The following is a 14,422-nucleotide window of genomic DNA, read 5'->3' as shown; positions in this document are numbered from 1 at the left end:
GTGATAGGCCAGGCCAATTATGGGGATGTCTGGGAGGACGTGGACCTGGAGGTGGAGTTTGATCCGCAGCGGTGCAGGGGATGCAAAAAATGTCTGGTGGAGAGAGCCTGCCCCATGAGGGCTGTCCGCTACGATCAGGAGGCGCGGGTGGCCATCCGGGATGGGTCGCTCTGCTTTCATTGCGGCCTGTGCGTGACCGAATGTCCGAACGGCGCCTTCCGCTGCCGCCTGGGTGCGTTGCGGATGAAGACCTCTTCGGGAAGCGTCCGCTCTGTGCCGGTGGTCCTGCGCCAGTCGGACAGGCTCAGAGCTGTGAAGCTATCCGGGGAGCTGAAAAGAAGGATTCTGGAAGGATCGTTCAGGATGGCTCCGCCGATAGAGCGGATCGGGTGAACCTTTCGATTATCTGCTCTGGGCCAAGGTCAATTATGGGGACGATGGCATTGCCCGTCTCCACCTTCGCCACCACTACGCCCTGTCCCTCGAGGACCTGGGCCAGACCCTCGATGTCATCGACGTTCTCCACCTCTCTGACCCCTGCCCCCCGGGCGACGGCGGCAAGGTCGGTGCAGTAGCAGGTGCAGGTGGGCTGCGAGCCGGTAGAGCCGTAGCAGCAGTTGTCCAGGATCACCAGCAGAAAGTTTTTCGGGCCGTGAAGGGCAATTGTGGCCAGGGTCCCCAGGTTCATGAGAACTGAGCCGTCGCCGTCAAGGACCATCACCCTTCTCTTGGGCTTTGCCAGGGCCAGGCCCAGGCCGATGGAAGAGGCCATGCCCATGGAGCCGAGCATATAGAAGTTCTCCTGCCGGTCGCAGATGGAGTACAGCTCCCGGCTGGGAAAGCCGATATTCGAGATCAATAGGGCATTTTGCCCCTGGGCGGATTCGACAGCTAAAGAGATGGCTTCGATGCGCTTCATGCTCGCCTCCAATAGTCCAGGTCCAGGAGAACGGCTGCTGGATGACGCTTTTCCTGGGCCTCTTCCCAGGATGCCACCACAGCCTCCTCACCCTCTCCGCTTGCGGGAGCTTGGTAGGGGATATCCAGGGTCTGCAGAAGGGGGACAGTGAGCCGGCCCATGGGCACCTGGCCAACTATCGGCTCGCCCTTGCCGCCGCGGTGGCTGATGATTATGAGCAGAGGAATGCCGTAGAGCATGTCAAGCGAGGCCAGGGCATTGATGCAGTTTCCCAATCCCGAGTTCTGCATGAGCAGAGCGGGCCTTCGTCCTCCCATCCAGGCACCGGCGCACAGGCCTACCCCCTCCTCCTCCCGGGTGGCGGGAAGGTGGATGATATCCGGGTCTTCGCCCAGCAGTGTCAGGAGCTCTTGCAGGTTGACGCAGGGTACAGAGGCGGCGAAGTCTATCCCGGCACGCTTCAGGCCGCGGTAGATGGCGAGGCTGGGGGACATATTTGTTGCATTGGCGCTGATTGGGGAAAAAGGTTATTGCACAATTTATATCGTCCCATTCACTTTTTCTTGCTCTCCAGAACTTCGATAAGCTCTTTCAAGGTGTAATGATTCATTAGCTCCATGACTCTGTCCATCTCTTCATAAAACTGCCTTGTCTTGCGCATTATTGCGCTCGTCTTCTCAGCCTCCGAGCTATGAGCCGCGAGATTTTTTTCTACTTGATTGAGAGCCCGCAAGATAGAATGAATCTCCTCTCTTACAGCAGACAGGACCACCGGCCTCATCGCTTCGACGTCAGTTTCCAGAGCATAGCGATGCTGCTTGTCGTGACGCCGCTTGCCCGCCAGGTCCACTACACGATGGGCCATGCCGAGGTTTTCAAGGAAGTTCATATTGGAGCGCACTGTCGTTTTGCTGTAGCCGGTCTTCTCGGCCAGCGTATCAAGGGACATGGATTCGCTTTCCAAGAAGAGAGTTCCTCTGAGCAATCCCATAGCATCGCTCCACCCATTTTTCTGGGCGGATTTAATGCATGCATCAATAATAGGCCTCTTTAGCGCCAGCATTTCTTCATCGTTCACACCACTCAGATCAGTCACAAAGTTTAAGTATTTTATGTTTATTTGGTCTATTCGGCAAAATCCGAACAGAAGGTTTTATTGGCATGATAGGCTTGGAGCGACTCGGGGTGTGGATCACCAAGAATCCTGTAATAATCATAGCCGTAGCAGTTCTCTTGACACTGGTATCAGTTCATTATGCTCAGCAGATAGAGAGTACCGGCATGACTACAGAGAGCTTTGTGTCAAAAGATTCGTCCCTTTATCAGTTATATGACCATTTATATCAGGAAAACTTCGGCGCAGATGGCAATATAATTCTGATAGAAGGCGATAACGTGGCAAAAGCAGATGCCCTGTCGGCCAGCTTGCGCTTATCCGATCACACGAAGATGATTCCTAATGTAATCAGCGTCCAGAGCATAGCCGACATCGTTGCCGATGCTGAATATCAAAGCAGTGGCATCCGCCGTATTCCTTCTCAGGAAAGGATAGACGAGATCCTGGCTGATGCTGGCTCCTCGGTCCAGGGACTCATGCCTGACAGCAGGCATACCAGGATGATCGTGGGGATGCCCACCACAGCTACCCTGACAGAGTCACAACGTGGTGAGCTTCTTGCAGAAATAAGTAGTGCAGTTGATTTTGCAGAATTTCCCGCAGGCTATAGCACCACCGTCACGGGCGATCCCTCTTTTCAGGCCGCTATTCAAGAGGTGATGAACAACAGCAATGGCTCGGTCCTTCTCCTGTGCGGGTTGCTGATGATAGTCGCTTTGCTCCTGGTCTTCAGACATGTCAGATGGCCTCTGCTTCCTTTACCAATAGTCCTTCTGGGCATAATCTGGACCGTCGGAGCTATGGGTTTTTTTCATATACCCATGGGCATGGTCACATTTGCTGCTTTCCCCATCATGATTGGACTCGGCATAGACTATGCCATCCAGTTCCACAACCGGATAGATGAGGAGTTGATCAAAGGCAAGTCCTCTGTGGAAGCCGCCATCAGTACGGTCAACCACGTGGCCATTCCTGTGGCCATCGCCGTGACTGTAACCGAAGCAGGCTTTATCGCACTTCTCAGCTCCACCGTCCCCTCAATCAACGATTTCGGAAAGGTCTGCATGATCGGTCTTGTCATGTGCTATCTCTCCGCCCTCTTCGTGAATACAACGGTTCTTTATCTGTCTGAAAGAAAATCACCCAGAAAAAAGAAGGCAGAAGGCCATTCGGAAGATGGTTCGGCAATTGGCGCTTTCATAGAGAATGTCGCAAATTTCTGTGTCGGAAGATGGAAAGCAGTGCTGGCTGTGGCTCTGATTCTTGCCCTTGCTGGAAACTATGCCGATACGATGGTTCCCATAGAAACGGATACGAAGAACTACATTCCCCAGGACTTGTCTCCGCTGATCGATTTAAATCACATGAAAGCGTTCTTTGGCGGAACTGACTCGCTCAAATTCTTGGTTCAGGCTGACGACGTTACCGATCCGCATAATCTCAGGTGGATGGATGATTTCAGCAACTATTTGCTGACATCCAGAGAGGATAGGACTGAAAGCGTTACGAGCATAGCCACCTATGTTAAAGAGGCTGGCGGCGGGGAGATACCTGATGATAGAACCCAAATACGGGAGATAATTGCCTCCCTGCCTGAGGCCGTGCAAGATACGTACCTGAGCGGTCATAACCTGGCCATTGTGGATGTAAATATCGGCGATGCCCAGACCAACTTGGGTACGGAAGGTATGGCCCGGCTAATCAAGTCGTACGAAGACGACCTGGCCTGGATGACTCCGCCTCCTGGAGTTTCAGTTCGGATAACGGGCCAAGCAGTGCTCATGGCCACGGTTATGGATGCACTGATATCCGGTAGAGTAGAAATGTCGCTGCTGGGCCTGGTCTTGATTTTCATCCTGCTCTTAGCGATATACAGAGACCTGATCAAGGCCCTCTTGCCAGTGCTGCCCATGCTGGTAGTGATAGGCTGGATGGGATTGGTCATGTATTACGGTGGACTGAAGTACACACCCCTCACAGCCACACTGGGTGCTCTGATCTTGGGAGTAGGCTCGGAATATGCCATACTGATGATGGAGCGCTTCTATGAGGAGTTGCATAATGTTGGTGATCCTTATGAGGCGCTGAAGATCACGGCCAATCGCATAGGTTCTGCTCTGGTGGCATCGGGAGCAGCTGTCATTTTCGGATTTGCCGCTCTGATGTCATCGCCCTTCAACATCATCAGCAACTTCGGGCTGGTGACAGTGCTGTCGATTGTCTTTGCTCTCATCACCACATTCACAGTATTTGTGGTTTTAATGATTCGCATGGAAATTCACCGTGAAGTGGTGGAGAACGCTAAACAGGAACTTAAGAAAGCAATTGCGCTAATTAATGATCAATCACGGAGAAGAATCAATGGAAATTAAGTTTGCGATAGCTTTGGCTATCATGTTGACACTTCTGGCTACGAGCCAGGCCCAGAACAGCTACATACCCCTGGAGCTTGGCGGGGACAATTATTACACCATGTACGGCAGTCCGGACATATCCGCGAGCATCTCCGGTACAGATGAGTTCAAGCGGGGGGATACCGTCACCCTCTATCTTGATCTGACCAACTACGGCCGGATCATTGGCTTCAAGCAGGATCAGATGCCCCAGAATGCCAAGGAGTATGCCCTTGCCAGTGCAGAGCTAGAGGAGGAGAACAAGAAGCCCACTGCTCTGGGGATTACCACTACCCTGGTCTCCCGGGCCCCTCAGATCGAGGTGAAGTCAGGCGACCAGGTGGTCGAGTCGCTCAAGTCAGGCGACAAGACCCAGTTCCCTCTCAAGTTCACCATAAAGATCGGGGAGCATGCTCCTGCCGGAGAGTATCCACTCCACTTGAACATGACTTATGACTATCAGGATAACGTCCGGGTTTATGCCTCCAAGCTAGTCACCGAGGGGGGCACGTCCACATTCTCCAACTACCGGGTCTCTTATATCTACCAGAAGGCCAACCAGACGGTTCCCGTCACCATCCGGGTCAAGAAGCAGGCGGACTTCGTCATCCAGAACACCACTGCTGAACTTATGGTCGGGGGCAAGAAGCAGGAGATCCATGCCACCTACAGGAATATCGGCGAGGACCCGGTGAGGGATGCCGTGGCCAGGCTTTCCATCTTCAAGCCCTTCTCCTCCACCGATGATCAGGCCTTCATCGGGAATTTGGAGCCGGGAAATGAGACCACTGTCCTCTTCCGGATGGATGTCGACTCCGATGCTACAACGAAGGATTACGGCATAAGCAGCGAGATCAAATATACGGACCTCAATGGCGACACAGTCATCTCGGAAAGCATGAAGATACCAGTGGTTGTCAAAGCCGCCTCCTCATCCCTGCTTCTGCCTGCGGTGATTGTTCTCATTATCATAGTCGCAGCCGGTGGATACATGTACCGAAAGAAGCAGAAAAAGGCCTAAGGAGGCCTGCTGAGCGCCAGGCCCCCCTCCGTTTTTTTGGGGGCTAAAAGATCAGGTCAAATCACGATATAAAAATGTGAAAATCTGGATACAACGAGCGGGATCAGGTTATCGAAGGGAGCTCTTATGGATGAGATAATAGTATTGTCAAGCTGGGGAGATCGTTTCTGGGCCTGGTTGATCGATGTCCTTCTTATCTGTCTTATATGGTACAAAATCATAATCGTCTTAGAGGTAGGAGTTTTCACCATTAGTGGAATATTGCTTCTATCTTCTCTGTTGTTCATTTATTGGACTTCACTGGAAGGCTACAGAGGTCAATCGGTGGGGAAGATGTTCCTTAAGATAGCTGTAACAGGACCTTATGGAGAGCAAATTCGGTTTAGAGATGCGGCTGCAGAGTCATTTGGAAAGGCATTTCTGCTTCCCGTTGACGTCCTAATGTCTTTGATTCTCTTTCAAAGGAGCAGGCAGCGCTTGTTCAATAAGATATCTAATACCATCGTCATCAACCGGACGGAAATAGAATAGACAGAACCGTGATTTAAATGGAAGGTGAGGCTTCGAATCGGGATATAAGGAGGCATATCATAAATGCCTGTATCCAGTGGGCCAGGATCAAGGGATATAGCGACTCTGCGGGTTATCTCAGGGGTTTGGCGATTTCGGCCAAAGATCCAGTGACTTTAGATGAACTGGTGCAGGACACCGGCTACAGTAAGTCAACTGTGAGTTTAAATATGAACCAATTGAAGAACCTGGGATTAGTTAAGCGTGTTGTGATACCCGGAGATAAAAGGCATCTATATGCACCGATTACTGATCCGGAAACCATCAAAACTAATATGCTGGACGCCATTACCAAAGAGGTGCAGCTCTTTTGCGAGGCCCTAAACAAGACAGAATCAGACATATTGGCTGGCAGAGATGATGCAAAGTATCTGCTGGAGAGAATTGCTTCTCTTAGGCAATCCTATGAAATGGGAAAGAAAGCGATAGACTTCCTGAGAAAGCAATCTTTGGATGAGATAAAGGAATCGTTGGAGTGATCTAAGGCAATTGAAGCTCTAAAGAAAGTTGAAGAGGCTTTAAAAGCTGCTGGGTGAGGAAATGATTGGCGGATCTGATAGACGGATGCTCCAAAGGGCCCGCAAAAGAGGAACTGAGATGAGAGTAGGTATATTTTCCTGGGAGAGTTTGTATTCAGTAAAAATCGGTGGAATAGCACCTCATGTGTCTGAGCTGTCCGAAGCACTGGTGAAAAGAGGCCACGAGGTACATATCTTTACCCGTCGCGGTGACTTCGATGTCTATGATATAATCAATGGGGTCCATTATCATAGGGTTGCCATAGAAAACTTGGGAAACATAGTTTTCCAGATGGACAAGATGTGTGATGCTCTCTTTGAGAGCTTTGAGCGTGCTCAAAAGATATTCGGAAAGTTCGATATAATCCATGGTCACGATTGGCATCCTGTTAAGGCCCTAAACCGCATAAAGAGCGACTACGGCCTTCGGTATATCCTTACTTTACATAGCAGCGAATGGGGAAGAAATGGAAACTATTTTGGCGATGACATTTCCAAGGAGATATCTCACAGAGAATGGCTCGGAGGTTACGAATCACAGCAGATGATCGTAACAACAAGGCGCATGCAAGACGAACTCATGCAGATATATTCTATTCCAGAGAGCAAGATCACCATTATACCCAACGGCATTATCAGGAGAAAGACCCCGCAAATTCTTGATGCAGGAAGGGTGAAGGAGAGATATGGCATCTCTCCAATCACGCCGATGGTATTCTTTTGTGGCCGGATGAGCATTCAGAAGGGACCGGATTTGCTAGTGGAGTCAATTCCTCTCATACTCAAGAACCGCGGTGATGTAAAGTTCATTTTCATCGGAGAGGGGAGCATGAGGACTGAATGCGAGCGCAGGGCCTGGGAGTTGGGTATCGGTGAAGCTTGCAGATTCTTGGGTTATGTCAGCGGTCCTACGAAGGAAGAAGTCTTGAATGCCTGCGATCTTGTATGTATTCCGAGCAGAAATGAACCTTTTGGAATTGTAGTTTTAGAGGCATGGGACGCCTGCAAACCAGTTGTCGCTACTGAGGCGGTCAGTATAATAAATAATTTCGAAGATGGACTGTTGGCCTACGTCCAACCTGAGTCCATAGCTTGGTGCATCAACCGCCTGCTCGATAGTCCAGATGAAATGAAAAAGCTGGCCTATGAAGGCTACAACCGGATCGACGCCGAATTCAGATGGGATAGCATCGCCTCGAAGACGGAAGATGTATACAATGAAGCTTTAAAGCGATATAATGCGAGTGATCTCCAATCATCATCTAGCCGCAGAAGGCCAGAGTTATAATATGCACAATATTAAAGATGTGATAAATATGAATAGTCTTCAGGAAGCGAAAGAGACTGATCCAATGAATGGCAAGACGCCCCTCATCACCAGAACCGTCTCGTCCCTATGCCCTGTCTGCTTGGAAGTTATATCCGCTCGCATATTTCAAGAGGATGAGGCAGTCATGATCGAGAAGCATTGCGAGGAGCATGGTGATTTTAAAGATATCTACTGGTCAGATGCAGCCATTTACAGAAGGTTTATGCGATACCAGACGGACTGGATGGGTTTAACGGATTCGCCCCAGGCCCACCAAGGTTGTCCGTTCGATTGTGGTTTATGCAAGAACCATAAAACAGGCACTCTCTTGGGGATCATCGATGTTACCAGCAGGTGTAACCTGTCCTGCCCGATTTGCTTTGCCGATGCAGGAAATGAGCTGAATGAGCCGACAATAAGTCAGATCGGAGCCATGATGCAAGCTCTGAGGGACCAAATGCCGGTGCCATGCCCTGCAATTCAATTCTCTGGCGGCGAGCCTACATTGAGAAAAGACCTGTGTGAAATCGTTTCTCTGGCAAGAAAGATGGGCTTCGCCCAGATTCAAGTGGCAACCAATGGCATAATGCTCGCTGTCAGGCCGGATCTCTGTAAAGACTTGGTATATAATGGCCTTTGCACCATATACCTGCAATTCGACGGTGTTACCCCTGAACCCTATAAGGCGATCAGAGGCTATGATCTATTGCCTACGAAGCTTCGTGCTATAGATAACTTGAGAGCAGCAGGGCAACATAGCATCGTACTTGTTCCAACTCTTGCCAAGGGTATTAACGATGACCAGGTAGGTGATATTGTAAAATTCGCCTTTAAGAACAGGGACATCGTAAAGGGCATAAACTACCAGCCTGTTTCCTTTACCGGAAGGATCGACCAGGAAGAGCGGGCGGCGAAGAGGATTACCATACCCGATGTTCTTGCACTCCTGGAGGATCAGACGAACAACGAGATAACTCGAGATGACTTTTATCCGATTCCCTTTGTCAAACCCATATCCCATTTAATAGAGGCTGAAACGGGCATATCTCAACCGGTTTTTATGGCCCATCCCTGTTGTGGTGCCGGCACATACATCTATTGCCAAGGCGGCCACATGATTCCTATTACCAGGTTTTTAGATGTAGATGGACTCATGGAAATGATCATACAAGAGACAAACTGCTTCGATGGGTCGATGCTGGGCAAGCTCAAGATGAATGAAATGATACTAAGGCAGATGCCCAAGTTTGTAGACGAGTTGAGGGCTCCGGATAAATTTAATCTCAAAGAACTGATATGGAGCGTCTTCATAAAAGGAACCAGAGAATCCCTGGCAGAGTTCCATGATAGATCCCTATTTCTAGGAATAATGCATTTCCAGGATCTGTACAATATAGACTTGGAGAGGCTGGAGAAGTGTGGGATTCATTATGCTCTGCCAGATGGTAGAATAATCCCCTTCTGTGCCTACAACACAGTTCATCGCTCTCGATTACAAAAAAATTAGTAGAATTAACGAAGTGATTGCTATCGTCTTCCACAGGTTCAAGATACAATTCAATCGCTTCTCGTATGTTCTTGAATGCCTCTTCACAGGTATGGCCCTCGCTGATGCATCCAGGAAGGGCATGCACCCAGCAAAGAAAATCCACCACAATTTAACTTTTGGGCTTTCTTTTAACAGGGGGATAAAAGCTCATCCGCATTCTTGAAGACCTTAAAGCGGCCCTCAGCATAATCCTCCACTCCCCCTCTGATGCCTTCTATGAACCCCTTGCCTTCTCAGGATTCTTCTTTGCAGGCCTGTTGACAGGTGACACCATTTCTGCTGCTTTGGGATTATCAGAACAGGCCAATCAACTACTCCTCCATTAGATATGACACAGCATGCAAACTTTCAATCTTCCCGCGGGCTCTGTTTCCTGCGTATGCATGAGGGGACACTACCATGATTTCATGGAGCACTACCACAAGAGGAGCAATATAGAGGCCACAAACGCCGCGATAAAAAGGAAGTTTAGAGAGACCTTGAAATCCAATAATCCAACTGCTCAGGTAAACAAACTACTGGCCAAAATTATTGCGTACAACCTGACTGCAGTAATCCATGAGATGTACGAAAATGGGATACATCCTGAGTTCCTGCAACTAAAGTCAGAGGCACGAATCTAAAGCAGGGGTAAAACCTTACTTTAGATGCAAAGCCCCCAGGATGACAAGAATTAAATACCTAATTATCGGATCTACTTGGAAGTGCAAGGAACGGAATCTCTGATGGAATCAAATCCTATTGGTTTCAATCTTGATGAAATTGGTTCTAGTCTGCTGAAATGTAATTTGGATGAAAGGAATCTCTTTACTTATCTTATCATGGAGGCCCATCATCAGAAGAGTGGCGATATTATTGATACATTTGCTCCATTTATTATTCTATATTTAGGTAAGCAAGGATCTTGGAAGAGCATTGAAGATATCTATAGAGGAGTTTTGGATGACTTTAATATAAATATGCAAGATACTATATTGGAAAGTCTGTTGTATAGAATGCTCAAAAAAGGTATTATTGAACAAGAACTACCAGGACACAAGCTATCCGAAGATTGCTCCAATAAAAAATTAAAAGACTTAGAAAGTATGCCTAAATATAGCGAAGAAATAATATCTATTTTAAAAAATTATAATATACACATATCTGCTGAGAAAATAAAAAGAGACTTGGACTTTATTAAAAATATAAAATTAGATATTAATGATCTTGAGTTCATTTTAGATAGATTGAAGGAACGTGGATTCACAGCAACCACTGATCTGAGGTACAAACTTTCAGAAAAAGGAATGAAAGAAGAGTATATTAATATAAAAAATGAATCCGATTGGTATGGAAGTCTAGATGATTTAATTAAAGATTTTAGCAATTATTATTTTAAAGAAACTAAATCTACCATAAAGGAGGATAAAATTAATATATATATTCAATTATTTATATATAAAAATATTAAACCCCTTATGGGTTTAATAAATACTGGAAAATATGAAGAAATTAATGAATGTTGCGGTATTGGAAAAGAATTTGATGTATTTAGTCAAGAATACGGAACGATATTTTGCGACTATGTAAGAGATTGCATTACTGAAGGAAAAGTAAAATATATCGAAACCGTTAAATCCCTTGTTCTAGGATCGATAATTTCTACAGTCTTTTTCAGTAAATTAAAGCTAGATAAAGACATATTTAAAAATATTATAATATATACAGATACTAATATTTTATTCTATATATTGGGATTGCATTTTGACCAGTTCACACATCCAGCAAAATTCCTTTTTAATTTATTAAAAGCAAATGGAGCTAAATTTAAAGTGTTTGATTTTACTATAGAAGAGGCAATAAGCGTTTTCAGGGAATGTATCGCTAATTATGATGAATTAGTCGTTTCTGGGATCAAGGTGAACGATATATGCCATTTTCTCAGGAAAAATAATATGTCTAGATTAGGAATCAGCAATTTTATATTTGAGTTTAAAAAATATATTGAGCAACAAGGAATAGAAATAGAAGTGACAGACATAAATACTAGAACATACGATTGTCCACCTAATATCCGTAAAAAATTGACGATTTATAAGCCAGATCAAACAAGCATTCAAGCTCAAAATCATGATATTGCCTGCATTCAAATGATTAAGAATTCAAGAAATCAAAAACAATATGATGAAATAAAGGATTGTATAGCAATTCTACTCACTGCAGATGAAGGATTATTTGCATTTAATCTACTAGAATGTGAACACAGAAATATGACAGTGCCAGAAGTATTTGTTGACAGGCTTCTAACAAATATTCTATGGATAATAGATCCTTCTCAAAATATTACACTAGAATCTTTTTTTGCAGATTGCCTAAGGGCTGGATTTTTAAATAGGCATTTATATGAGGCAGTACAAGACAGGATCAAGTGTTTGCATGAAGCAAAAAAATTAGACGAATCTGATATATTTAGACTTACATATTGTGGATTTATAACGACCAAATCATTTAGAGGCATTAAATCAAAGCAAATAGATATGATCGATAAGAAATTAGTAAGCAACGCAGAAAGAGCCGTCCAAGAAAAAGCACAATTTGATCAAAAATTAAAGGAAAAAGATTCAGAAATTCGTAAATTAAGAACAGAAGTCTTGGCGTCGGAAAAGGATATTAATGAATTAGATCAAGAAATTAAGAATTTGCAAAAAGAAACATCTGAAAAAAATTCGTTAGAAGCTATTGTATCAGATTTAAAGAAAAATATAAGCAACTTGCAGACCGAACTTGCTAATAGAGATAAAATTATTAAAGAATTAACACAAAATTATGAAAAGGATAAAAATAATCAAATAGCGAAACTAAAGCAAACACATAAATTAGCTTTTGATAAGTCTCATAAAGCAATAATTTTAATATATATTGCGTCAATCATCATACCAGTATATATATTATATCTTGTATATCAAAGCGAAACTGAACAGGCGAAATATTTGGCTTGGTTGTCACTTGCGCCTTTTCTGCTTTTTCTTTTAATGAGTGCTCCTTTTTGGCCCGAAAATATAAATATAAAAAATATGGTTAGGCGCTCATTATATTTGCACTTTGCTGAGAATTACGGCTTGGTTATTTCATACTCCAACGAGATTACAGCTGATTCTCATGAATGTTTTTGGCTGGATTATGTTGGATGCTATCCATTAGATCTTGATCAATGGAAGATCACTGACGACATGGATAATATAATTTATAATTTTAAAAGAAAATTTATTCTTGAGCCTGATGCAAAAAGAATAAAAATAATTCCTGGAGTAGGCGAAGATGAAAATACTAGAATCTATTCCGGCAGAGCACATTTAATAGAGGAATCAAAGCCAAAAATAGCTTATTTAAGGGATAAAAAGTTAGATATAGTTGACAATATTTAGATTTTGTTTAAGTTACTCTACTTTCCAACTTTTAGCCCTATCGCTTTGAGCTTGTAAAGCAGTCCACCCTCGTCAGGTATTGGTAGGTTAAGCAATCCATAACATAAATCATCAAATCGACAATAGATTCCGATCTGACTTGATCAACCATCTCGCCAAGAGTTTTCTTTTTCGCTCCCGATGGGGGACTCTCAATCTCAACCAGCAGAATGCCAGTCCATATGGCGAAAACCAATTGCATAAACCTCTCAATTGCCTTCTTGCTCCGAAGCTGATAATCTTTGAACCCCAACTTCTGGTTTGCCTCTCTATGAGCAGTCTCAATATCCCATCGATCTTCATATATCGAAAGGATCTCCTTGGCAGGCAGATCTGTATCGGTGCAGATGTAGTACTTGGGCTCAGCATCCAAATTTTCCTTGGAGATTACTAGGCGCACTTGGCTTGATTTATCAAGGCTGACCAACTGCTCTACTATAAAATAGGATCTCCTTTTTCCCCTAGCTTTGATTGATATTTCTTTGAAGTCTTCTTTATCAAATCGTTTAGCATAAGATTTTACTGACAGAGAATCCTGATTATTGGTCGTGTACGCACATTACTGAATTGGTATCCTGAAAGTCATTAACTCCTTGATAGTCCAGACATGATCGGTCAGTCCTTCTGCCATCGCAGGTGTTCTTTTCATCCATTTTTTCCTTCCCAGATCAACTCTTATCCGAAGTGACTTGTGAGGCTTGACAAAATTATACCAAGCTTGGAAAAAATTCATGGCATGAGTATGCCGCCCCAAGATCTTGCTGCAATTCATGCTCTTGCGCACGAATCGGTCGCGTACGTGATATACTGAAAAGCGCAAACGCATGACGTGATGGGCACATTAGGTCAAAATGGACCCCATACATCCGATTTTAGCGAGAATTTTCGGTAATTTCCACCCGCGACTTTCTCATGATCATTGCCCGAATTTCCTCATTATCCTGGCGGAGTATTCGGCCCCCATCCAGGCGTCACTGAAAACTATTGTCGCCGAATCACATAGAGATATTTACTGTGTAGTCCTGAAATTATTTCGCGCCCGACCTAGTTTTATAGTATTTGAATTATTCATATAATTTCACAACCCAAACAGTCTATGGCCAATTGCGAAATAAGCTTCCAATGGCATTTTTCGCCTGAAAGCCCTTTCTGGAGTCTCCAAGCTTTGGAAATTCAAGCTTCCATGAGGTCTATCGTTATACCAAGTGATAAACTCGTCGAATGAATGAAAAGCAGGCCTGTGCTTGACGTATTCTCCGAAAAACCGTTCCAGCTTCCCGTTTGTCTGAGGATGCTTCACTCTGGCTAATATAGGCTTGATGCCATATTTTTTGAGGTGGTCTTTGAATTCGCTGTTCCAGCTTCCGTCGTCGTGGATTCTGTGGGCTCCAAACTCGCTTCCATGATCGAGTATCAGCTCCCTCAAGGGACAGAGCCACCAGAATTTATCTACCAGTTGATCGATTATCAATATGCTGTTCTCTGTATTGATCTCGATAAACTCCCCACCGGCCAGCACCATCCTGGATGCATCATCCAGAATTACGCAAACCTTGACACCAGTCCCATCCCATTCATGCCAG

At 45.2% G+C, this 14,422-nt stretch carries 13 protein-coding genes and 2 pseudogenes; 9 read left to right on the top strand and 6 right to left on the bottom strand.

Going from position 1 to position 14,422, the window contains the following annotated elements; translation table 11 throughout:
- Positions 1-393 (top strand): 4Fe-4S dicluster domain-containing protein (locus BP727_RS00730; RefSeq protein WP_286856828.1); only part of this gene is annotated, 393 nt, incomplete at its 5' end.
- Here BP727_RS00730 and comE read toward each other — a convergent pair.
- From comE to BP727_RS00715, 3 genes are read right to left on the bottom strand one after another with little or no spacing between them, the layout of a single operon-like run.
- Positions 359-919: a sulfopyruvate decarboxylase subunit beta gene (comE, locus tag BP727_RS00725; RefSeq protein ID WP_286856827.1), complete on the bottom strand. Its 561-nt coding sequence runs from the start codon at positions 917-919 to the stop codon at positions 359-361. The genes BP727_RS00730 and comE overlap by 35 nt on opposite strands.
- Positions 916-1,413 (bottom strand): sulfopyruvate decarboxylase subunit alpha, encoded by a 498-nt coding sequence (gene comD / locus BP727_RS00720; protein WP_013720219.1) that lies wholly within the window; start codon positions 1,411-1,413, stop codon positions 916-918. Before comD ends, comE begins: the two co-directional genes overlap by 4 nt.
- A gap of 59 nt (positions 1,414-1,472) precedes the next feature.
- Positions 1,473-1,910 (bottom strand): GbsR/MarR family transcriptional regulator, encoded by a 438-nt coding sequence (locus BP727_RS00715; protein ID WP_157863805.1) that lies wholly within the window; start codon positions 1,908-1,910, stop codon positions 1,473-1,475.
- 170 nt (positions 1,911-2,080) lie between these two features.
- Here BP727_RS00715 and BP727_RS00710 point away from each other — a divergent pair, with 170 nt between their 5' ends.
- The 6 genes from BP727_RS00710 to tes all read left to right on the top strand — a co-directional run bounded on the left by BP727_RS00710 (position 2,081) and on the right by tes (position 9,354).
- On the top strand, positions 2,081-4,408 hold the full coding sequence (locus tag BP727_RS00710; RefSeq protein WP_013720217.1) for an efflux RND transporter permease subunit: 2,328 nt from the start codon (positions 2,081-2,083) through the stop codon (positions 4,406-4,408).
- Positions 4,398-5,450, top strand: coding sequence for a COG1361 S-layer family protein (locus BP727_RS00705; protein ID WP_273271831.1), 1,053 nt, complete (start codon positions 4,398-4,400; stop codon positions 5,448-5,450). Before BP727_RS00710 ends, BP727_RS00705 begins: the two co-directional genes overlap by 11 nt.
- Positions 5,451-5,576: 126 nt before the next feature.
- Entirely contained in the window at positions 5,577-5,981 is a 405-nt protein-coding gene (locus BP727_RS00700; protein ID WP_013720215.1) for an RDD family protein, read from the top strand.
- A gap of 17 nt (positions 5,982-5,998) precedes the next feature.
- Positions 5,999-6,499: a GbsR/MarR family transcriptional regulator gene (locus BP727_RS00695; RefSeq protein ID WP_013720214.1), complete on the top strand. Its 501-nt coding sequence runs from the start codon at positions 5,999-6,001 to the stop codon at positions 6,497-6,499.
- Between the two features lie 118 nt (positions 6,500-6,617).
- Complete coding sequence (locus tag BP727_RS00690) at positions 6,618-7,826, top strand: glycosyltransferase family 4 protein (protein ID WP_273271832.1); 1,209 nt, start codon at positions 6,618-6,620, stop codon at positions 7,824-7,826.
- A complete protein-coding gene (gene tes / locus BP727_RS00685) occupies positions 7,777-9,354 on the top strand; it encodes a tetraether lipid synthase Tes (protein WP_286856822.1) in 1,578 nt (525 codons plus the stop codon). Before BP727_RS00690 ends, tes begins: the two co-directional genes overlap by 50 nt.
- A gap of 10 nt (positions 9,355-9,364) precedes the next feature.
- Here tes and BP727_RS00680 read toward each other — a convergent pair.
- A pseudogene (locus tag BP727_RS00680) lies at positions 9,365-9,505 on the bottom strand (type II toxin-antitoxin system HicB family antitoxin); the annotation flags it as partial.
- Positions 9,506-9,779: 274 nt separating this feature from the next.
- On the opposite strand from BP727_RS00680, the gene BP727_RS00675 reads away from it, so the two are divergent.
- On the top strand, positions 9,780-10,019 hold the full coding sequence (locus BP727_RS00675; RefSeq protein WP_286856820.1) for a transposase: 240 nt from the start codon (positions 9,780-9,782) through the stop codon (positions 10,017-10,019).
- A gap of 81 nt (positions 10,020-10,100) precedes the next feature.
- Positions 10,101-12,800 carry a hypothetical protein gene (locus BP727_RS00670; RefSeq protein WP_286856817.1) on the top strand — a complete coding sequence of 900 codons (2,700 nt, stop codon included), beginning with the start codon at positions 10,101-10,103 and terminating at the stop codon, positions 12,798-12,800.
- Between the two features lie 37 nt (positions 12,801-12,837).
- Here the strand turns inward: BP727_RS00670 and BP727_RS00665 are convergent, their stop codons facing one another.
- Both BP727_RS00665 and BP727_RS00660 read right to left on the bottom strand, forming a co-directional pair.
- Positions 12,838-13,278, bottom strand: coding sequence for a transposase (locus tag BP727_RS00665; RefSeq protein ID WP_342766260.1), 441 nt, complete (start codon positions 13,276-13,278; stop codon positions 12,838-12,840).
- Positions 13,279-13,917: 639 nt separating this feature from the next.
- A pseudogene (locus BP727_RS00660) lies at positions 13,918-14,422 on the bottom strand (IS481 family transposase); the annotation flags it as partial.

Origin of the sequence: Methanosaeta sp. UBA356, assembly GCF_002496465.1 — an archaeon.
In the GTDB taxonomy this organism is placed as follows: domain Archaea; phylum Halobacteriota; class Methanosarcinia; order Methanotrichales; family Methanotrichaceae; genus Methanothrix; species Methanothrix soehngenii.
Note: the sequence above shows the minus strand (reverse complement) of the source record. Positions and strands in the feature narration are given on the sequence as shown.

Bases quoted from the DNA above. Each gene is read 5' to 3' on its own strand.
- comE (WP_286856827.1), bottom strand. From the start codon at position 919: ATGAAGCGCATCGAAGCCATCTCTTTAGCTGTCGAATCCGCCCAGGGG.
- comD (WP_013720219.1), bottom strand. From the start codon at position 1,413: ATGTCCCCCAGCCTCGCCATCTACCGCGGCCTGAAGCGTGCCGGGATA.
- BP727_RS00715 (WP_157863805.1), bottom strand. From the start codon at position 1,910: ATGGGATTGCTCAGAGGAACTCTCTTCTTGGAAAGCGAATCCATGTCC.
- BP727_RS00710 (WP_013720217.1), top strand. From the start codon at position 2,081: ATGATAGGCTTGGAGCGACTCGGGGTGTGGATCACCAAGAATCCTGTA.
- BP727_RS00705 (WP_273271831.1), top strand. From the start codon at position 4,398: ATGGAAATTAAGTTTGCGATAGCTTTGGCTATCATGTTGACACTTCTG.
- BP727_RS00700 (WP_013720215.1), top strand. From the start codon at position 5,577: ATGGATGAGATAATAGTATTGTCAAGCTGGGGAGATCGTTTCTGGGCC.
- BP727_RS00695 (WP_013720214.1), top strand. From the start codon at position 5,999: ATGGAAGGTGAGGCTTCGAATCGGGATATAAGGAGGCATATCATAAAT.
- BP727_RS00690 (WP_273271832.1), top strand. From the start codon at position 6,618: ATGAGAGTAGGTATATTTTCCTGGGAGAGTTTGTATTCAGTAAAAATC.
- tes (WP_286856822.1), top strand. From the start codon at position 7,777: ATGCGAGTGATCTCCAATCATCATCTAGCCGCAGAAGGCCAGAGTTAT.
- BP727_RS00675 (WP_286856820.1), top strand. From the start codon at position 9,780: ATGAGGGGACACTACCATGATTTCATGGAGCACTACCACAAGAGGAGC.